16 protein-coding genes and 1 tRNA gene are annotated in these 20,617 nt (G+C 43.3%); 9 read left to right on the top strand and 8 right to left on the bottom strand.

Annotated elements, in window-relative coordinates; genetic code table 11:
- Nucleotides 1-6 precede the first annotated feature (6 nt).
- The 3 genes from D1614_RS15020 to folB all read right to left on the bottom strand — a co-directional run bounded on the left by D1614_RS15020 (nucleotide 7) and on the right by folB (nucleotide 2,293).
- Nucleotides 7-951 (bottom strand): hypothetical protein, encoded by a 945-nt coding sequence (locus tag D1614_RS15020; protein WP_206610037.1) that lies wholly within the window; start codon nucleotides 949-951, stop codon nucleotides 7-9.
- 284 nt (nucleotides 952-1,235) lie between these two features.
- A tRNA-Cys gene (locus tag D1614_RS15015) sits at nucleotides 1,236-1,306 on the bottom strand.
- A 636-nt stretch (nucleotides 1,307-1,942) separates the two neighbouring features.
- Complete coding sequence (gene folB / locus D1614_RS15005) at nucleotides 1,943-2,293, bottom strand: dihydroneopterin aldolase (protein ID WP_119438778.1); 351 nt, start codon at nucleotides 2,291-2,293, stop codon at nucleotides 1,943-1,945.
- Nucleotides 2,294-2,403: 110 nt separating this feature from the next.
- On the opposite strand from folB, the gene D1614_RS15000 reads away from it, so the two are divergent.
- The 6 genes from D1614_RS15000 to D1614_RS14975 all read left to right on the top strand — a co-directional run bounded on the left by D1614_RS15000 (nucleotide 2,404) and on the right by D1614_RS14975 (nucleotide 10,886).
- A complete protein-coding gene (locus D1614_RS15000) occupies nucleotides 2,404-4,110 on the top strand; it encodes a glutamine--tRNA ligase/YqeY domain fusion protein (protein WP_119438777.1) in 1,707 nt (568 codons plus the stop codon).
- Between the two features lie 149 nt (nucleotides 4,111-4,259).
- Nucleotides 4,260-4,631, top strand: coding sequence for a LiaF transmembrane domain-containing protein (locus D1614_RS14995; protein ID WP_119438776.1), 372 nt, complete (start codon nucleotides 4,260-4,262; stop codon nucleotides 4,629-4,631).
- Nucleotides 4,632-4,727: 96 nt separating this feature from the next.
- Complete coding sequence (locus D1614_RS14990) at nucleotides 4,728-5,450, top strand: LiaF transmembrane domain-containing protein (protein WP_119438775.1); 723 nt, start codon at nucleotides 4,728-4,730, stop codon at nucleotides 5,448-5,450.
- Between the two features lies 1 nt (nucleotide 5,451).
- Complete coding sequence (locus tag D1614_RS14985; RefSeq protein WP_119438774.1) at nucleotides 5,452-6,504, top strand: sensor histidine kinase; 1,053 nt, start codon at nucleotides 5,452-5,454, stop codon at nucleotides 6,502-6,504.
- Between the two features lies 1 nt (nucleotide 6,505).
- Nucleotides 6,506-7,255 carry a LytR/AlgR family response regulator transcription factor gene (locus D1614_RS14980; RefSeq protein WP_119438773.1) on the top strand — a complete coding sequence of 250 codons (750 nt, stop codon included), beginning with the start codon at nucleotides 6,506-6,508 and terminating at the stop codon, nucleotides 7,253-7,255.
- Between the two features lie 352 nt (nucleotides 7,256-7,607).
- Entirely contained in the window at nucleotides 7,608-10,886 is a 3,279-nt protein-coding gene (locus D1614_RS14975) for a WD40/YVTN/BNR-like repeat-containing protein (RefSeq protein ID WP_119438772.1), read from the top strand.
- A 111-nt stretch (nucleotides 10,887-10,997) separates the two neighbouring features.
- Here the strand turns inward: D1614_RS14975 and D1614_RS14970 are convergent, their stop codons facing one another.
- The 5 genes from D1614_RS14970 to D1614_RS14945 form a co-directional block, all read right to left on the bottom strand.
- The gene (locus D1614_RS14970; protein ID WP_119438771.1) at nucleotides 10,998-11,390 is read right to left on the bottom strand and encodes a YybH family protein; all 393 of its coding nucleotides are present in this window, start codon (nucleotides 11,388-11,390) and stop codon (nucleotides 10,998-11,000) included.
- 69 nt (nucleotides 11,391-11,459) lie between these two features.
- Nucleotides 11,460-12,023, bottom strand: coding sequence for a hypothetical protein (locus tag D1614_RS14965; RefSeq protein ID WP_119438770.1), 564 nt, complete (start codon nucleotides 12,021-12,023; stop codon nucleotides 11,460-11,462).
- 88 nt (nucleotides 12,024-12,111) lie between these two features.
- Entirely contained in the window at nucleotides 12,112-12,750 is a 639-nt protein-coding gene (locus D1614_RS14960; protein WP_147384239.1) for a hypothetical protein, read from the bottom strand.
- A gap of 266 nt (nucleotides 12,751-13,016) precedes the next feature.
- On the bottom strand, nucleotides 13,017-13,721 hold the full coding sequence (locus D1614_RS14955) for a DUF5041 domain-containing protein (protein WP_119438768.1): 705 nt from the start codon (nucleotides 13,719-13,721) through the stop codon (nucleotides 13,017-13,019).
- A 1,304-nt stretch (nucleotides 13,722-15,025) separates the two neighbouring features.
- Nucleotides 15,026-15,499 carry a hypothetical protein gene (locus D1614_RS14945; RefSeq protein ID WP_119438766.1) on the bottom strand — a complete coding sequence of 158 codons (474 nt, stop codon included), beginning with the start codon at nucleotides 15,497-15,499 and terminating at the stop codon, nucleotides 15,026-15,028.
- 609 nt (nucleotides 15,500-16,108) lie between these two features.
- On the opposite strand from D1614_RS14945, the gene D1614_RS14940 reads away from it, so the two are divergent.
- The 3 genes from D1614_RS14940 to D1614_RS14930 all read left to right on the top strand — a co-directional run bounded on the left by D1614_RS14940 (nucleotide 16,109) and on the right by D1614_RS14930 (nucleotide 20,313).
- Nucleotides 16,109-16,480: a BlaI/MecI/CopY family transcriptional regulator gene (locus D1614_RS14940; RefSeq protein WP_119438765.1), complete on the top strand. Its 372-nt coding sequence runs from the start codon at nucleotides 16,109-16,111 to the stop codon at nucleotides 16,478-16,480.
- Complete coding sequence (locus tag D1614_RS14935; RefSeq protein ID WP_119438764.1) at nucleotides 16,477-19,077, top strand: M56 family metallopeptidase; 2,601 nt, start codon at nucleotides 16,477-16,479, stop codon at nucleotides 19,075-19,077. Before D1614_RS14940 ends, D1614_RS14935 begins: the two co-directional genes overlap by 4 nt.
- A gap of 66 nt (nucleotides 19,078-19,143) precedes the next feature.
- Nucleotides 19,144-20,313: a tetratricopeptide repeat protein gene (locus tag D1614_RS14930; protein WP_119438763.1), complete on the top strand. Its 1,170-nt coding sequence runs from the start codon at nucleotides 19,144-19,146 to the stop codon at nucleotides 20,311-20,313.
- Nucleotides 20,314-20,617: the final 304 nt, after the last annotated feature.

Below are 20,617 nucleotides of genomic sequence, written 5' to 3'. Positions count from 1 at the left end.
TAAAGGTTAGTATTCGAAATTATCGATGTTTTCTAATAATTCAGGTGTGCCGTCTGAAAAATCTATCCAGGGATTTTTCCCCATCCATTTATCTAATTTAACCCCGGGGTCTTGATAGCGCATTACAAATCTTTCAGGGCCATGAGCAAATGCTACTACCAAACCATATTCAGCATCAAAAAAACCTCCGTGCGGGCCAAGTCCAGGGTAGCTTATTCTCCATCCTAATCCATCAACCTCCACATGCCCCAAAGTTAGTTTGCCAACAACGTTATCTGGCAATACAAAAAACCATGTCCATGGACCTCCAGAAACGATCGTCATAACTTCATCGATTCCCATTCCATCATCATTGCTGTTTACATGTAATTTTCCAAATTTATCCTGAAGAAACACTGTTAATTCGGGCGATAATGCTTTCATATCATACACTTTAGGATAAGGAGCCATGTTGTCTTCTCCAGTAGTTAGAGAACCTCCATTTTTTGCAACTGGCTTTCTACCTGCTCTTTCTATCTGATTGAGTAAAGCATCTCTGTCTAAATGAAAGGCAGCAATCAAATTTTTAGCCTCGTCCTCATTTAAAGCTCTTGTTTTTGATGTCTCAAGAATTGGTTTTACCTTTTCCGGCAATTCTACAGTGCTTACTTGCACGCCAACTGAACGCAATACAGCATTAATATCTACTATACCTACGGCATCTTCTCTACCATCACTAAATGATAGTGTGATATCTTCTTTATTTGCCTGTTGAGCGACTACTTTGGCTTGCTCATTTTGGTTGCCTTTTTTTGATGAAACTTGAAATTGAGATTTTTCGGGCATCTTAATAAGTGTTCCAATCTCGTCTTTTTTCCCCCATGGGCTTATTCCGATTTGCTTATCTCGCGGAATAAAAAAATTTCCAACTGAGATGGAAATAATGAATAGAACTGCAAAAATTGTTTTCATGACTTTTAATTTTGATGATTAAATTTTTCACCAAAATTATCGGGGTAAACCTGGGCAATCGACAATTTTCAGAAACTCGGACGTTTTAATTTGGAAAGTAGGACGTATTACCCGTTTCCACAAACAAAATTTGAAAAAATGAGGTAGGGCATGCAAATGCTTGGGTATTCATGTCTCGGGAAATAAATTGTAAAAAAAATACAGGATTGCTTAGATATTTTCTAGACTTAAAAAAAGAGAACCGTTAAGGTTCTCTTTTTTTAAGTCATTGCATTTTTGTGATGAGGTTCCTGGCGGATTCGAACCGCCGTACGCGGTTTTGCAGACCGCTGCCTAGCCACTCGGCCAAGGAACCTTGTTTGTTTCGGTGTGCAAAAATATAAATTTTATTAGTTCCTGCAACAGGGAACGATAAATCGTGCTTATTTCCGCAATTTTTGCCAGTGAGAATTTACATGTGTGCCTTGTGCAACATACGCATTCTCTTGTGTCGACTTTGGGTTCTTTCCCTCCTGCAACTCTCTCTTTCGTCCGCCGAAACACTTGTCGCGGCAGCCTCCTTCGCTCAAATTCTTCGTACTCAAAAACATGGTTGTAAAGGTTGATATTTGTGTTTTCGAAAATACGAATTAAAAATTTGAAAAATTTGATAAATGTCAGGATTGCATTGGTAATTAAATATTTGATAACATCCTTGTGATTGATTAACGGGGGAAGAGGATTGATTCGACGGATGGATTGCGGTAGATTGAGAGTTGAGTTCCCACTCTCATTCTTCAGGCATAAAGGAATTTTCAATATCCAATATTGAATAACCAATCACTTGCTCTTTGTTGCTGGTAGCTTATTTTGTAATTTATGCATTTATGCCTTCAATAACGAAGCCTGTTGACTTAACCATAAAGGAGTAAACATTTCGAACATCTGCGCCTCCGCCTTAGCCTCCGCCTCCGCCTTTTTGCTCCGCCTTTGCCTTTTTCTCCACCTTTCCCTATCTTTCCAGCGTTACACTTACGCGTTCCATTTCGCCTCCCATTGGCGGGTTCATTTTCGAAATTTTGATTTTTGCTTTTTCAATGGACGGAAATTCAGCATACAGCGCGTCAAGAATCCGGGTAGCTACGTTTTCGAGCAGTGCCGATTTTATTTGCATTTCTTTCTGAATGGTTTCGTATACCGCCTGGTAATTCAGTGCATCGTCCAGATTATCACTTTCTCCGGCTTTGCTGCAATTGGCCTCAATCCGTGCATACACCTCAAAATTATTCCCAACAATCTGTTCTGCTGCAAAATGCCCGTGATAGGCATAAAACTTCATGCCCTCGATTTCAATAACTCCCATGTTTTTTAAATATGTGGGCACAAAAGTAATAAAATGAGAGGGTAGCCGCCTTTCTCACAAATCATTTTTTAATTTTGTAGGCTTTTAAATGAGGGGTTAATTCTAAAAATATGTCAGAAAATAACACAGCCAACAATACGGAAGCCAAAAAGAAGGCCAACTTTATTAACATGCAGATCGATGCTGATCTGGCAGCCGGGAAGAATGACAAGCGGGTTCATACGCGTTTCCCCCCGGAACCAAACGGTTATTTGCACATCGGCCACGCAAAGTCTATCTGCTTAAATTTTGGCCTTGCCCAGCAATACGGAGGTAAAACCAACCTGCGTTTCGACGATACCAATCCTTCGAAAGAAGAGACCGAATATGTGGAATCCATTATGGAAGACGTACACTGGCTGGGATTCGACTGGGAAGACCGCCTGTATTATGCTTCTGATTTTTTCCCAAAACTGCACGCTTTTGCGATTCAGCTGATCAAAGCGGGAAAGGCTTATGTTGACGATCAGAATGCGGAAACCATCAGCAGCCAGAAAGGAACCCCTCAGAAGCCGGGGGTGGAAAGTCCGTACCGGAACCGCACGGTGGAAGAAAACCTGGATTTGTTTGACCGGATGACAGCCGGCGAATTCAATGAAGGTGAAAAAGTGTTGCGGGCAAAAATTGATATGACTTCGCCCAACATGCACATGCGCGACCCGATCATTTACCGGATCATGAAAGCGCATCACCACCGCACCGGAGACAAATGGTGTGTATACCCGATGTACGATTTTGCCCACGGGCAGTGCGATTACTGGGAAGGAATTACACACTCCATCTGTACGCTGGAATTTGAGGTGCACCGCCCCTTGTACGATTGGTTTATCGATCAGCTAAAAGATAGTGACTACCGCCCGCGCCAGATTGAATTTGCGCGTTTGAACCTGACTTACACAGTGATGAGCAAGCGTAAACTGCTCGAACTGGTAAAAGACGGGCACGTAAACGGTTGGGACGATCCGCGGATGCCCACCATCTCAGGCTTGCGCCGCCGTGGTTATACTCCCGAATCGATCCGGAATTTCTCGGATAAGATTGGGGTAACAAAAGTGGACGGAATGATCGATGTTTCGCTGCTGGAATTCAGTGTACGCGAGCATTTAAATAAAACAGCACAGCGGGTAATGGGAGTGATCAACCCGCTGAAAGTGGTGATTACCAATTATCCGGAGGATTTGGTGGAAGAATTGGATGCGGTCAATAACCCGGAAGATGAAACTATGGGAATGCGTAAAGTGCCTTTTACAAGAGAACTTTACATCGAGCGCGATGATTTTATGGAAGATCCGCCACGTAAATTCTTCCGTCTCGGACCAGGCAGAGAAGTACGGTTGCGTTACGCTTATTTTGTGACTTGCACCGATGTGATCAAAGACGAAAACGGAGAAATCACAGAGTTGCATTGCACTTACGATCCGGCTTCAAAAGGTGGCAATTCACCCGACGGGCGTAAGGTAAAGGCAACGCTTCACTGGGTGTCGGCTACACATGGCGTAAAATCAGAAGTACGTTTGTACGATCGTCTTTTTAACGATGAAGATCCCAATGGTCACAAGGACGTAGATTTCAAGGAATTTATGAATCCTGATTCGTTGAGCGTACTGAGCGATTGTTACCTGGAGCCGTTTATTAAAGATTCGAAACCGCTGGACCATTTCCAGTTCGAACGACTCGGGTATTTTAACATGGATCCGGATTCGACTCCCGAAAAACCGGTGTTTAACCGAACGGTTGCATTAAGAGATTCGTGGGCAAAAGCCCAGGGCAAAGAATAAGTAGAAGGCGGGATCATTTCCCGCTTTTTTTATGCTTTCGGTTTGCGATCTTCCTTTTACCGACATATCCCCTTTGTTAACCGAATGCAAACTGCGCGGTGTGCAGGTGTTTCCTACCTTTAATCCCGAAATCATAAAACATCAACATCATGCAGGAGAAACCACACAACGACAACTCAAAAAAACTGCTGGCGGTATTTTTGATTGTATTCGGAATTTTGTGGCTAATGAAACAAGGCGGGGCTTTTTCGATGTTCCCGTTTCATCATTTTCAGAATGTTTTTATTCCTTTTCAGCTGACAGCCACTAAACTGGGACATCTGATTTTCTCCTGGCCGATGATACTGATCATTGTCGGGCTGGTGCTGATGGCTGGGCGGCGTCCGGTCGGACTGGTACTTTTGGTAGTGGGAGGCATCTTTTTAATCCCCAAATTGTTCTTCCCCGGAATTACAATTTTCCTTTTATTACCGCTTATTCTGATCGGATTTGGAGTGGCAATTGTTGCCCGATTGTTATAATGTGTATCTTAACCGACAATTATGCTTTGTTTACCGAATAGAGAGCAGGCATTAGAAGCAACGAACCTAATTTTGAATTTCTAAAATTCGAGAGCAATGGAGAGAAAAGAATCATCGAATAAAAGAGTATACTTTGGCGTATTCATGATCGTTATCGGCGTATTGTGGATTATGGAACGACTCAACCTGATTCCGGATTTCTGGAACGATATTCTTATCTCCTGGCAAATGCTGCTGATTGGTATCGGAGTGTTTTCACTTATCGGAGGAAACAAAACAAGCGGAACCGTATTGATCGTTATCGGCGGTTTCTTTCTTTTGCCCGAGATGATGAGCATTCCGTATGAACTGAAAAGAATTGGCTGGCCATTGCTGATCATTCTCATCGGGGTGGTTTTGCTTGTTACGCATTTCGGAAAGCACAACACTCAACCCGAACAACCGACCTTCGATCCCGGACGAGCATACGGAATTAATTACTTTGATGAATTTGTAATGTTTGGCGGCAGGGAAGTGTACATTGATTCAAAAAGTTTTGTGGGCGGAAAAACAACTTCTGTTTTTGGTGGCGCTGATTACGACCTTCGTCAGGCGCAGCTTTCGCAAAACGGAGCAGTTATCGACTGTGTTTCCATATTCGGAGGATGCAGTTTTAAAGTTCCGCCCGACTGGACCATTAAAAATGAAGTTACAGCTGTTTTTGGGGCATTTACCGATAAACGCGGATCTTCCATTAATCATATTGTTTCCGATCCTTCAAAAACGCTGGTCATAAAAGGATTTGCCGCGTTTGGGGGAGTGGAAGTAAAATACATGTAAAATGGACATCCGCCATCCGTTTATATCCAATCCAAAGCTCACCATCGCTTACGGACTGTTCTGGATACTTGTTTCTACGGTTCTGGTGCTGATTGCCACATTGGTAAACGGAGTTCCGCTCGGCAACTCTGTTGTTGAAACCTTTACATTTCTTATTCTTTATGCCCTGATTGGAGCGGCTATCTGGTACGTGATCAAGTTCAGTACACTCGAAGACAACAGCATTCTGCGGGTTATTCTGGCGCATCTGATCGCAGCCACTATTATCGTTTTTATCTGGATGTACATTGGGGTTGTGTTTGTAAAAGCCTTTCATCCCAATGCGCGGCAGTGGCTCGATCAAACCGTTTTAGGTCGCACGGTGGCCGGATATATCATGTATATTGGCTTTGTGGTTTTTTTCTATGCCGTAAATTACTACTATGCCTTCAAAGAAAAATCGAAGAACGAAACACACCTGAAGGCGCTTGTAAAAGAGGCTGAATTGCATGCTTTAAAATCGCAGATAAACCCACATTTTTTGTTCAACAGTTTAAACAGTATCTCGTCACTTACCATGACCGATCCCGCAAGGGCACAGGAAATGGTGATCAACCTGTCGCAACTGATGCGCTATTCGCTCAAACACGACCAGGATGAGAAGGTAACTGTTATGCGCGAGCTCGAAAATAATAAGTTGTATCTCAGCATCGAAAAAGTACGCTTCGGGAAAAAACTGAACCCGGTTTTTGCCATCGAAGAGGATTGTATGAAAGCCGAGATTCCGAACATGATTCTTCAGCCTTTGTACGAAAATGCCATAAAATATGGGGTTTACGAAGCCACTGAAACCATCGATGTGATTACTCACTGTCGCCTCAACGGAAACATGCTCGAAATTGTTATCAGCAATTCCTACGATAAAAATGTGGTGAGTAAAAAAGGGGAGGGCATTGGTTTGCGCAACATTCGCGACCGGCTGCAGGTGATTTACGGAAACCCGCATTTGTTAAGGATCGAGGACAACAACAACGAATTTACCGTAACTTTGAACATACCACAAAAACAGAAATAAAATGACCGAAAAATTGCGCACCATCATTGTGGAAGACGAAGAGCTGGCCCGCAACCTTATGAAGAATTTTTTGTCGGATATTGAATCCATTGAGATCATTGCCGAATGTGAAAACGGGTTTGAAGGGGTGAAAATGATCAATGAATTAAAGCCCGACCTGGTTTTTCTCGATATTCAAATGCCCAAAATTACAGGTTTTGAGATGCTCGAATTACTCGAACATAAACCGCAGATTATATTTGCCACCGCTTACGATCAGTATGCGTTAAAGGCTTTTGAGTACAATGCTGCCGACTACCTGCTGAAACCTTACTCAAAAGATCGTTTGGTGGAAGCTGTGGCAAAAGTGGAAGAGCGTATGCAGACAGAAGGGCGCGAATCGGACGTGGCAGAGAAGGTGAGCGATTTTCCGCGCGAAGGTTATCTCGACCGTGTGGTAGTGAAAGACCGTCATAAAATCCATATTGCGCCGGTGGATGCCATTCGTTACATCGAGTCGATGGATGATTACGTGATGATCTACACCACCGAAGGCCGCTGGATGAAGCAAAAAACCATGAAGTATTTCGAAACATCGTTGAATCCCAATGATTTTGTACGTATTCATCGTTCGTACATTGTTAAGGTGAACGAAATTTCTGAGATTCAGCAATACGAAAAAGAGTCGTATGTGGTCATTCTTCACGATAAAACCAAGCTAAAAGTCTCCAAAACCGGGTATAAAAACCTGAAAGATATACTCAACTTCTAATCCCTTAGCCGACGGCTCGTCGTCTTGGGTGTTGCTGTGTGCTGCGGTCAGTATGGGCTGGCGGCTCACAGCCTGTAAAATTCTCTTCGTTTGTTGTGAGTTTTCTGTAAACTCTAAGCCCTTTACCCCTGAAACTTTTCCCTTCTGTCTCATCCTGAATAGCTTTGTGAGTTTTGTCTTATTTCTGAAAGCAGATAATTAGTATATTCAGGATCTTGATTTGAATCATAAACCATTGAGATGATGACCGGAAATGAAAGATCGTTAGACATGCTGACTTTCCTCAACCTCATTTCGCACGGCATTTATCCTGACTTTACCACAACTTGAATTTTCACAAAAACGATAACTTATGAAGAAACTGTTACTATTACTGGCCGTCGTATTTCTGTTTTCGACGGTGGTGAATGCAAAAAAGAAAGAAGACGAGAAAAAAGAGGAACCCAAATCCTTTATTAACTCCGGCCTGGTGAGCGGCCTAAAATGGCGAAGCATCGGCCCGGCCTGGGCAAGTGGTAGAATTGCCGATTTTGCCGTAAACCCCAACAACACCAAGGAGTATTATGTGGGCGTTGCCAGCGGCAATGTATGGAAAACCGAGAACAACGGGACTACCTGGAAACCAGTTTTTGACAACTACGGAACTTATTCGATTGGTGTGGTGGTACTCGATCCCAATAATGCAAACGTAGTGTGGGTGGGTACCGGCGAAAACAACCACCAGCGGGCGTTAGGGTATGGCGACGGGGTTTACAAGTCGCTCGATGGCGGAAAGTCTTTCAAAAATATGGGGCTGAAGGAAAGCCGGCAGATTGGCGGAATTGTGATCGACCCCCGGAATTCGGATGTCGTGTTTGTTGCCGCCGAAGGCTCGGCCTGGGGACCGGGCGGAGAACGTGGTCTTTACAAGTCGACTGACGGTGGCGAAAACTGGAAAAAAGTACTTGAGATAAGTGAAAATACTGGTGTCAATAATGTAAAGATCGATCCTTCGAATCCGGACATTATGTATGCCACTTCGGAACAGCGGCGTCGTACTTCGTTCACTAAAATCGGTGGCGGGCCAGAGTCGGCGGTGTACAAATCAACCGATGGCGGCGAAAACTGGCGCAAGGTTAGCAAAGGTTTGCCAGGCGTTCAGTTGGGAGGTATGGGAATTGATGTTTCGCCGGTAGATCCCAACGTGGTTTACCTGATTGTGGAAGCTGCTGAGGACAAGGGTGGCTTCTACCGTTCGACCGACAAGGGGGAAAGCTGGGAGAAAATGAGTAGCCATTCTTCGAGCGGACAGTATTACAACGAAATTTATTGCGATCCGAAAGATGTGGACAAAGTTTATTCGGTGGAAACGCGTTCGGTGTATACAACCGACGCCGGAAAAACCTGGAACAACATCACCACCAAAACCCGCCATGTGGACGACCACGCGATTTGGATTGCTCCGAAAGATACCGAACATTTTATCATCGGTGGTGACGGCGGGATCTATGAAAGCTGGGACGGCGGAGAGACCTTCGATTTTAAGGAAAACCTTCCGGTAACCCAGTTCTACCGGGTGTTTGTTGACGATGCTGAACCATTTTACAATGTGTACGGTGGCACGCAGGACAACAACTCCATGGGAGGACCTTCGCGCAATACCAGCCGCAACGGTGTGATCAACGACGACTGGTACATTACCATGGGCGGCGATGGTTTCTGGGCGGCTACCGAACCTGGAAATCCCGACATCGTGTATACCGAATATCAGTACGGTAATATGTTCCGCTACGATAAAAAAAGCGAAGAAACCATCAGTATTAAACCACGCGAGCGAAAAGGTGAACTTACCTATAAGTGGAACTGGAATGCTCCGCTCATTGTCAGCCCACACATGAAAACGCGTTTGTATGTGGCAGCCAACAAGGTGTTCCGCAGCGACGACCGCGGAAATACCTGGGAGGTGATCAGCGATGATCTTACAGCGCAGGTGGATCGTAATTCCTTCCCGGTAATGGGCAAATACTGGCCGGCTGATGCCGTGGCGAAAGATGTCTCTACTTCGCAGTGGGGAACCATCGTTTCGCTCGACGAATCAAAGTTAAAAGAGGGCTTGCTGTATGCCGGAACCGATGACGGCGTAATTTCCATCACTGAAAACGGCGGCGATAACTGGACGCAGGTAAAATCTTTTCCCGGTGTTCCGGAATATACTTATGTGAGTGATCTTGTGGCCGACCGCTACGACGAAAATGTGGTGTATGCCACTTTTGACAACCTGAAACGCGACGATTTTAAACCATACGTGTATAAAAGTACCGACAAAGGAAAGACCTGGACCTCCATTACAGGTAATCTGCCTGAAAACGGAACCGTGCACACACTTGCACAGGATTACCTGCGCCCTGAATTGTTGTTTGCCGGTACCGAATTTGGCATTTATTTTACCGTTGACAACGGGCAAAACTGGGTAGAACTGAAAGCAGACCTGCCCACCATTGCTGTTCGAGATATCGCCATTCAGGAGCGCGAAAGCGACCTGGTGATTGCTACCTTTGGGCGTGGGTTTTACATTCTGGATGATTACAGCTCTTTACGCGAAGTAACACCCGATCTGGAGAACAAGGCAGCGGCAATTTTCCCGGTGAAAGATGCTTTGATGTACATTCAAACCGATGGAAAAGACAACCAGGGCGATACGTATTTTTATTCGAAAAACCCGGAATACGGAGCTACTTTTACTTATTTTCTGAAAGAAGTTCCGAAGACGAAAAAAGAACTTCGGAAAGACGAGGAAAAGAAATTGTTCGAAGAAGGAAAACCGATTCCGCAGCCCAGCTGGCGGGAACTTCAACTCGAAGATCAGCAGGAGAAAACACACTTGATTTTTACGGTTTACGACCAGGGAGGAAATGTGGTGAGTCAGTTTAACAAATCACCTTCCAAAGGAATCAACCGGGTAAACTGGAACATGACCTACACTGCCACGGCCGGTATGCGCTTTAGCGGTAAGTTCGATCCTATTTCTTCGGGGCGCAATCGGGGTATTATGGTGCTGCCGGGAACTTACAAAGTAGGAATGCAGCTGTGGCACGAAGGCGAACTGACTACTTTGGTGGAGCCGCTTGAATTCACTTGCCGGAAACTGAACAACACTACGCTGCCGGCTGAAGACTACCGCGAAAATGTTGATTTTGCGGCCAAAGTCAACAAGCTCGCCTTGTCGGTGGTGGGAGCCGGAAGGTTGATCAGCGAATCGATGGATAAAGTGGAACAGATAAAACAAGCCATCTATTCTACACCGGGCGCCGGCCAGCAGTTGATGGATAAAGCGCGTGCATTGGGTGTGGAACTGGAAGCACTGAACTACAAAATGAACGGAGTTCCGGCCAAGGCCAGTGGCGAAGAAGTGCCACCGGAACAGGTGCCGCTGAACGACCGCCTGGGACATATTACTTACACCCACATGGGTTCGACCAGTGGAATTACCACCACCGAAAAACGCGGATACGAAATTCTGAAGGAAGAGTTCCCGCCGGTACTGGAAAGCCTGAGAAAGATCGTTGAACAGGAGATTCCGGCATTGGAAGCCGAACTAAACAAGATCAATGCCCCGTGGACTCCCGGCCGACTGATCGACTGGAAGGAATAGTTTTGCAACAGGCATAGCTACGAAATAATTCACCCGGTGACTCTAAGTCACCGGGTGAATTGCTTTTGTAAGCTAGCAGCGCCCATGGCAAGTTTGTGTCACTATGGGCTGCTAAACTACAGCAGCCTGGGTTACCGACCAATGGCTGTGGATGATCTTCCACTCCTTGTTTTCTTCGAGCCGGTACACTTCGGTGCAATTCTCTTTCCAGAGCGTTTCACCCGAGTAGGAACGCAGGTTGTAGGTAAGAACCGCCATTGTATCGCTTGCCTGCACTACGGGATCTATTATTTCGAACTTATCCATTTTTACCTTTCCGCGCATGCGTTCGTAGAACTCTCTGATCGTGTCCCACCCGTCGAGCCGTTTTTCATGCGCCGGGTCGAAATACGTGAAGTCTTTTGAATAAAGTGCGAGATAGGGAGAGGGATTGCCCTGGTGCCATGCATCAAGAGCCGCTGTCTCCAATGCAATAATGGTTTCTGTAGTGGTGCGCTTATCCATGATGTTTTATGTTGTGTTGCTAATGGTCGCTTGCAAGTGGGAAGCCCCACTTTGCAATTTACCCGGTGTTTATTTTATTAAGAACCTGGTTTTGAATTCCACATCTTTTGCATTACCCACAATTTCATCGTTAGTTAAGATACTGAGATTACAATCGAATGTCCCCGTAATAATCAGTGTTGTATCTGTTTCGAACTCAATATCCAATATCTCAACTTTGTTATCATCATTGTTTGAATATGTTGAATGCATTATCCATTCTTGACCTGTTTTTTCAGCTACACTAAACCGAAAAGGAGAACTTGAGTTATAACTACCAACTCTTTCAAATCCGTATTGCCCCGTTTGTTGAACCGGAAATAATAATGAGTTAGACGTAGAGTCTTTGGGTATGGCAAAACTCAATGAATAGGATGTGTTCCCTTTTTTAAATATTGAAACGAAAGTCCTGCTATTAAACGGTCCGTCTAAATCAATAATATCTACAAACGACAAGTTGTTTTCATTCAGAGATATCGTTTCACCGAGGATATCTCCTTTAAATCTGATGTCTGAGATTTCCAGGCTATCCTCCTGACAGCCCATTAAACTGAATAGTACAATAACAATAATAATGATGGGAAATTTTTTCATATATGATTAGATTAACATTGTGTTAGCGCTAGCATTTTAATTTATTTAGTCATAGCTCGATTGCAGTATGATTACATTTTCAAAATATTCAAGGCGTTACATAAACTGAAGCATTAATTCGGGGGATGGAGAAATCACCATAAACATCAAAAATCTCCGAGCCACCACAGCATTCGCGCCAGGTTGTATGAAAACTTCCATTAATTCGGTCGCTTCCGATGTATGAAATTTGACAGTAACTATCACTCGAATTTCCACCCAGATAGAGGTAAGTACTTGTATTATCAGGCACAGGTACGTAGTGCTCAATATTCATTCCTGCTTTATTTTTCCATGGATTAGCCCATTGATAATCAGCAAAAGCCAAGGTAAACAGGGTATCTGTTTCAATGTTAAAATAGAACATTACACTGAGGTTTTCACCTGTTTCAGAATCCGAAAAAATCACTCCTTGAGATGACATTCCAAGGCTCGGCTGTGATGGATGCCGCCATACTGTCATATCCTGAGTTGTTTCTGTAAAAACTAATTCCTTACTTCCTGACGAACCATTTTCTTTAAAGTCTACACGTATATAATACTCCCCCTGATAGATATTTAAAGTATCGGGCTCAATCATTTCTTTCATATAAACTTTTGGTGGGAGTTTTTCATTTATAGGCTCTTCGTCTTTCTTATTGCACGAGGCAAATAATAGAATTAGTAAAAGAGATAATATCGTTTTCATGATCTAAAATTTTGAGTGTTTTAGTTTTCTATAATAATTATCAATGATTTATTCGAATGCTAACATGGTTACACTATTTCAAATCTTCAATGTTCCCGCTGACGGTGGTGGTATGAGGTCGTGGCGGTCCCGAATACTCGGGATTATCCGACCGAAACTGAGGTTGGCACGAGATTCGACCGTGTCGAATAGAGCTAAACCCAGCCGTTACTTTAACCACTTGCTATGCGCCGGTTTTAATATTTTAATTTGTTTTTATCATTGATTTAATCTCTTCTATAAAACTCTTCGTCAACAACACGATATCCAAAAACAAAGAAGTGGTCCGATTGGCGCAATGAATCATCATCTAAATCTGCCGGAATGAAATTCGGTCCACAATATTGACGAACCAATTCTCCTTCAAAATTTATTTCCCAACCAGCGTTGAATAATAGCAATGGTATATCTTTTCCAATTTCAAAATTTGTTTCTTCAAACTTTATCAGATAATAACATTCATAAATTGGTCGCGGTAATATACTTGTTGTGAATTGGAATTTGCCTGAATTTAATGAAACCTTGAGTCTTAGTTTATCTGATTTGTCATTAAAATCTGGCATTTCACTAATAATTCTTAGGTTTTTGATATACTGAAATTCTGCCCTACTATTCTCATCGAATCCCCAAAATTTTGTTGTCCAGGTTCTAACTACACTATCTTTTATAAGTTTTGCTTTTTCATATTCCTGTACATAAAATTCTAATTGGTAGTCATTGTCTCTTGGAATAGGCATATCCCATTTATAAACATTTATGCCCAATTGCACCAAAGCATCCCTAAAGTCGTTCATATTGAAGATTGTAAAGTTCTCATCTTTTACCGTATCTCTTATCTTAAAGTCACGGTAATCATTTTGTGCGTTGGTTGAGGTAATGAAAGATGTTGCAAAAAAGATTGCTAAGATTAACGAAGATGTTGTTTTCATCATTTTTATTTTTGGGTTTTAACTTGGGCCTAACGTACCTGTATATCACACTGTGCGATACACTTTAGTTGTTGTTGTTGTTTTAAGTCGTTGATTTCGTTGGCTTTGATCCTGAAAAACCAAGTGTATTTGTGTTTCGTATTTGCAAGAGATATTTTCAATGTATTGGGAATGATTGATTTTTCGTGCTCTAAAATAAACATAAAGATTGTTGGTAGTACAGCGGCCGATATGTTATAGAGTAGTTTTCAGTTTAATAGGGGTACTTCCGAAGTGCGATTCCCGGTGCACATTTTTTCCGGAGCTCGAAGAAAAATACAAACGTTTCTTAATCATTGCTGTCCGGGAAAAACAACTATTCCGACGATTAAATCGATTACGCTGCGCTGCCGCTTAACGGTTTTTTTGTCTGTTTGTCTACAACGATCTTGCTGCTCTGCAGCTGATTTTTTAGCAACAGCGTTGCGATGCTATTAATCGAAAACTCCAGGTGAGAAAAAATAAGCCCCATCGGGGCGGAACATTCTGCAACAGCAAGAATGAAAAAATAGCATTAGGGGCCGGTTAACCTTACAGATTGCTTCTGCGTTCCTGATCCGACGAACAGATCGCAATGACGTACAATTCAAGGCTTTTTGATAGGGAGAGGGGTACTTCGGAAGTGGGGGGGGGTACTTCAGAGGCCCGCGTTTGGGCCTCCGAGGCTCAACGTTGAGGCTCCGAGAAACTAATTTTAGCCTTTTTTGTTAAAAGCCGGGGCTCTGAGGCTCAAGCGCGGGCCTCAATTGTTAAAATTCGGGGCAAAAAGGCTCTCGTTTGAGGCTCTGAGGTTCAAATTAGTTCTTCCGAGGCTGAAATTAGTTTCTCTGAAGCCCAAAGGAGTACTTCGGAAGGGTGACATTGGGGCTCGGAGGGGCAAATCAAGTTACACATGTCAAATTGATGCCAGAAATTTCCATTTCGTATTTTAACTGTCCCGATAATTTTCACAGTGGTCCTCTGGTTGCATCGAAACTGTATTGCGTTGTTGCCTGATTGGGGCTTTGCCCCAAACCCCACTTCATTTTTCTCCTTAGATGAGAAAAACGAAGCAAAAAGAATCAAGTCAAAATTAACCTTGGCAATTTTTCAATGAAGCTATTTGGCCCGATTGACGGAATTTTGACGTGCCCGCACAAGGTTAAAGCATAAAACAAAAATAATGGCAACTTTCTTTATTCAGCATTTTCGTTTTTTTGAGTTGCGTAACAGGCCAAAAAAAAGGTGCAGACTTGCCGCACCTCCTTTTTTCACTAAAAGCTCTGTTATTAAGCTTGCTCAGCGTTACTTGCCGGGCGGCTTTTCGTAAATCGTTTCTTCAGGTCCTCGAAAATGGCTTTGGCGCCGGGTACATTCATTTTGGTGGCTTGTTTCACCGAGCTGTAGTAGCCCAGTGCATTTACGTAGCTTTCGCCGCCTGCCGCCATCAGCGTGTCGTCGAGCCCGTCGTTAAGCTGCTCAACCATCCGCAGCAGCGGAACCAGTTGCCCTACCACCTTCATATCGTTGGCCAGTTCCTGCTTATCCATGTAAGGCGGTGCAAACTGCGGGTCGGAGGTGGTGTAATCAAGTGTTTTCTCCACAAACGGAAGGGTTTTGTCACTCATTTTTGGCACGGTGCGCCGCTCCTCGGGCGTTAGTGCAATTAAATAAGGCTGTAAAGCTGTTTGTACTTCGGCTAATTTTGTTTGGACGTCGGTAATTACCTCGTCGGGAATAATAAAATCTACGATGTTTTCCATGAGGATTAAATTTAAATGTTACGAACTAGAATTTTGTTTAATGGTGTATTCAAGATAAGCCGATTGCTCGTTAAAAACAAGAAATGTTTTTTAAAACATAAAAAATAGATGCCTGATACAGTGCATTGTACGTGTTTTTGATAAAAAGTTTTCCCGAATAACTATGAAAAATAGTTTGAAAACTAGAAAATATAGTTACATTTGTTTTGAAAGAGGTTAGAGTTCAGAGTGATCGAAGCTCACCGCCTGCTGATTTGTCCCCCTTTTAGAGGGGGACGAGGAATTCCGGGGCATTAGCCACCGGAATGACGGAGGGGGTGATACTCGACACTCGATACTCGAAGCTCGATACTCGAAGCTCGATACTCGAAGCTCGAAGCGGTTTCAGATCCCTCTCCCTCGTCAGTTGACGAACGGGATCGGGATGACGAACCGGGATAATGGTTTGGCGGCGCGGTGATAGGTATAGCTGGTTAACGATTGTTTTTGCGCCGCGGATGAACAGGGAAATCCTTGTCATTCCGACCCTGGGTATTCGGGGGAAGGAATCTGGTTTATTACAAGCTCGATACTCGATACTTGATTCTCGATACTTAAAATACTGAAAAGATGAAAAAACTGACACAGAAGGAAGAGGAGATCATGAACTTTTTTTGGGACCGCGGGCCCATGTTTGTAAAAGAGTTAAAGGAGTTGTATGCGGGGCAAAAGCTGCATTACAACACGCTTTCGACCATGGTGCGGGCACTCGAGGAAAAAGGTTTCATCGATCACGAACAGTTTGGAAATACCTACCGCTATTTTGCGGCGGTAACAAAAGAAGAGTACAGCAAAACTACGCTGGGCAGCGTGGTGAAAAAGTATTTCGACAACTCGTATAAAAACGTGGTGTCGCTGCTGGTGGAAGAAGAAAACCTTTCGCTCGATGATCTGAAAAAGCTGATCGAAGAAATAGAAAATCAACAAAACAACCCGCAATGAACCCATTCCTGGTCTGGCTGCTAAAATCGTCGGTAAGTCTGGCGCTGTTGTATGCGGTGTTTAAGCTGGCGGTTAGCCGCGACAAAATGCACACCGCCAACCGCCTGGTGCTGCTGGGTATTTTGCTCACATCGGTGGTGCTTCCTTTTGCCGATGTTCCGCTTATTCGCGAAACACAGGTGATCCCGCCGTTCGAAGTTATTCACGAGTGGGTAGCGGCACCCGTCGCAAGCGAGCCGGTGGTTGTTACCGAAAACCTGCCGCTGCGTGAGTCAGCTCCCGTAAAAGCGCCGTTTAACCCGTGGGTGGTGTTTTACCTTTCGGTGATCGGACTGCTGGTTGGTCGGCTGGCCTTTTCGGTGGTGCGGGTGTGGCAAATCATACGCCGGGCCGAGAAACAACACTTCCGCGATGTGGTTTTGGCCATTGTCAAAGATTTTATTCAGCCCTTCTCTTTTTTGCAGCACATTGTTTTGTCGGAAAAAGATTTCACAGAAAACAAAGACATTGTGGTAGCCCACGAATACGCCCACATTCAACACAAACACGCGCTCGACCTGATGATCTGCGAGCTGTTTACCGCCCTTTTCTGGTTTAACCCGGTGGTGTGGCTGTTGCGCCGCGATCTGAAACTGATACACGAATACCAGGCCGACCAGGCCGTACTTAACCAAGGCATCGATGCAAAAACATACCAACTGTTGGTTCTTAAAAAGGCTGTAGGCGAAAGACGTTTTGCCCTGGCCAACCATTTTACACAAAAACCAATTTTAAAACGAATCAAAATGATGCACATGAAAACCAATCGTCGTCGCACAAGCCTTAAACTGGCTTTGTTTGTACCGGTTGTAGCGCTGCTTTTACAGGCTTTTGCAAGACCTGAGATGATCCCTGATAAAATCAGTGATCTGGTACCTTCATTGAGTGTTCAGAAAGACAGCTCCGAAGTTTGGCTCGATAACTGGAACATTCAGAACCTGTCGAAAATAAGCCACGGACTAGAGATGAACCAATTTGAGCTTGCTCCTCCACCGCCGGGAAGCAAACCATCGAATTTGCCGAAGTATGATAAAACAAAACACGGTGATCCGGTACCGTCGGAGAATATTATGACAATCCTTGTTAACCGGGAAAGTAAGATTTTAGCCTGTGGTTCTTTCGCAACTGTTGATGGAGTACTTGAAGGGGTAACGAAATTCTTAAACGGAAATCCTCCTTTTGAAACGGTCAAAAAAGGGCCGGAAGCAATAAGCAAAAATATGCCACTCGTGGGAGACGTGAAAATCTCAAAAGGGGTAATTGCCTTGCGATACGACGTTGAAACAGATAAAGCCTTTGTTGATAAAATGCTTCGCTCCATCGGGAAAATTTATCTTGAAAAGCGGCAGAAACTGGCGCAGGAAAAGTTTAATCAGGATTATTTCTCCTTGTCTGCCGAAAAGAAGGAGGTAATCAATCAAATGCTTCCGGTACGCGTTTCGATCATGGAGCCAAAGGTTACAACTTCAGCAACTCCACCACCACCTCCTCCGCCATTTGTAAATCTAAAAATTACAAAAGATGGAGGTGTTTATGTTGAAAGGTATTATGTCGAGCCAAAAACAAAAGAGGAAAAATGGCAGCTGATAGAAAACAAAAAACTTACAATCGAAGAACTAAAGCGTTATTTAGTACAACGGAATCAGTTGAATGATGCAGCAAATCGAAAGAATGAGACCAATCACGAACAGGGAGTAAATGTAAGCGTCGAAAATGGCGCCAGTGATAAAGTAGTTGCCGAGCTAAAAGAAACTTTGTTTTTTGCCGGGATAAAAAACGCAAATTTTAAAAGAGCAGCAGATGATACATCTTCTTTGCAAAATATTGGAAAATACGATGTGAGAGTTTATCCAGATAGATTGGAGGTTTTTAACAAAATATCTGCCGTTGAAAACGTTAAACAGAAAGTCGAAGAGTCTGTAAAGTCAAGGGATGATAAAACGACGATTTCTGTTTTGTCTTTCAGCGATGTTCCTAAAGAAAAACTGAATAACGTTCTAAATGAGCTGAACCAGGTTCCTTTCGTAAAAGTCAGCACAACGGTTTTGAAGATGGAACAGAAACCGGCCGCTGTGGCACAGCACAAAGTTCTGGTAAAAGCAAACGGTAAGATTGACCTGGATAACCGGGAATACACTTTAACGGAGTTTGAAACAAAACTCAGGGAAATGGGCAAACAGCCCGCAAAAACAAATGTTGTGTTGGAAGTTGAAGACGAGGTTACGTATCTTCAGATAGAAACTGTAAAACGCATGCTAAAGGAAGTAAACATCGACCAGGTTGGTTACAGTATTCAGCAGCATTCGGTTCGGGAAACAAATCCGGGAACAAAAGCAGGAGAACCGTCCCAAATGTTTGGATTTGCATGGTCGGGGAGCGGTCTTCCTGATTTGGATAAGGTTAAGCGCGAAGCAGAAGCTTTTTTGTCAAAAAATGGGAATTATAGTTTGTACACCAGCATATCCCCCGATAAAAACGCTACGCAAGCAGAAATAGATGCGGTAACGAAAGTGTTGCTGGAGGCCGGTTTTCTGAAGGTGGATGTTCGGCGAAATTAAAGGTAAAGTTCTTCGCCGAGTGTAAGTTTCACTTCCAGTTTTTAAATCATTTAAATCAGAGACCCTATGAAACAATTGTTTATTACCATTGCACTGGTAATGGTTTGTCATGCCTTGTTGGCTCAAAAAGGGCAGGTAACCAAGGCTGTCACTTACAAAGATTCGGGCGAATTGGAGAAGGCCCTGGGATGTATACAATCAGCTACTGATCCTGCAAATGAGAAATCAGCGAAGTCGGTTAGCTGGCCGCGAACCTGGCAGGTACAGGGCGAAATATATCAGGCTATTTATAAATCGGCCGATAAGAAATACGGCACTTTAAGCAGCGATCCTTTAACCGATGCTTTCGATTCGTACAAAAAGGCGGTAGAACTGGATATCAAAAATCGGTACGGGAAAAGTTTGAAAGTGAATCTTGTTTTGTTGGTCAACGATTTGCAGAGCGATGCAATAAATGCATACAACGACAGTGTATATAATAAAGCGTTAACCCGTTTCGAACAAATACTGGAAATTAATGAAATGCCTGTTGTGAAGGATGATAAAGATGCTTTGGTTGACACGGCTATTGTTTATAATTGTGGACTGGCAGCGATGAATGCCCGCCAGCACGACAAAGCTATTCATTATTTGGAACGGGCAGCAGAACTGGGGTACAATGAGGAAACCGCTCTCATCTGGATTGCCAATGCATACGAAAGTGAGCAAGATACAGTAAAAGCACTGGAAACCTTGCAGAAAGCATTGCTCAAATATCAGAACGATGAAAGAATCATGAACAGCATGATTCAGATTTTATTAAACCTTAACAGGCGAGATGAGGCGATCCAATATCTCGATATTGCGATTACCCAAAAACCGGATAATATAGATTATTATCTTACCAAAGGAGACTTGTATAATAAAATTGATGATGAAGAAAATGCAATAAAACTTTACGAGGAGGCGTTGAAAGTAGATTCAGTGAATTTTATTGCTTTGTACAATCTTGGTGTTATTTATTATAACCGGGGAGTTAAACAAGTTGAGTTGGCAGCAGATGTTCCGGTAAATGATCAGGAAGCATATAAAAGTTTCATCAAAAAGTCTGAGATATGGTGGGGAAAATCATTGCCGTATATGGAGAAATGTTATCTGATAAATCCAAATGATGAAGTTATACGTGAGTCATTGAAAAACGTCTATTACCGTTTAAAGATGATGGACAAATACAAGGAGATTCAAAACAAATTATAACGGGTCCATGGAGTCATTGAATTCAACCAATTCCATGAGTAAGTAGCTTTTCTTTTATCACCGTTAAAACTGAATAAAGAATGTTGGGTTTTGGCAGAAGCTCATTTGAAAGTGACTAACTCGAAGTTATGTAAAATTGTGGTCCCGTATGTGTTGCCAAAGAAACATGATCCTTTCAATATGATTATCAATGAAACATATAAAGAAACTGAAGATCTTATGGGCAAATAGAGATTTGTCATAAGTTGGAAAATTAAGTTTGACAGAAAGCCCGTAGAGCCGGGCTTTTTTATAGTTGGACATC

This window comes from Maribellus luteus (assembly GCF_003576475.1).
In the GTDB taxonomy this organism is placed as follows: Bacteria; Bacteroidota; Bacteroidia; order Bacteroidales; family Prolixibacteraceae; genus Draconibacterium; species Draconibacterium luteum.
Note: the sequence above shows the minus strand (reverse complement) of the source record. Positions and strands in the feature narration are given on the sequence as shown.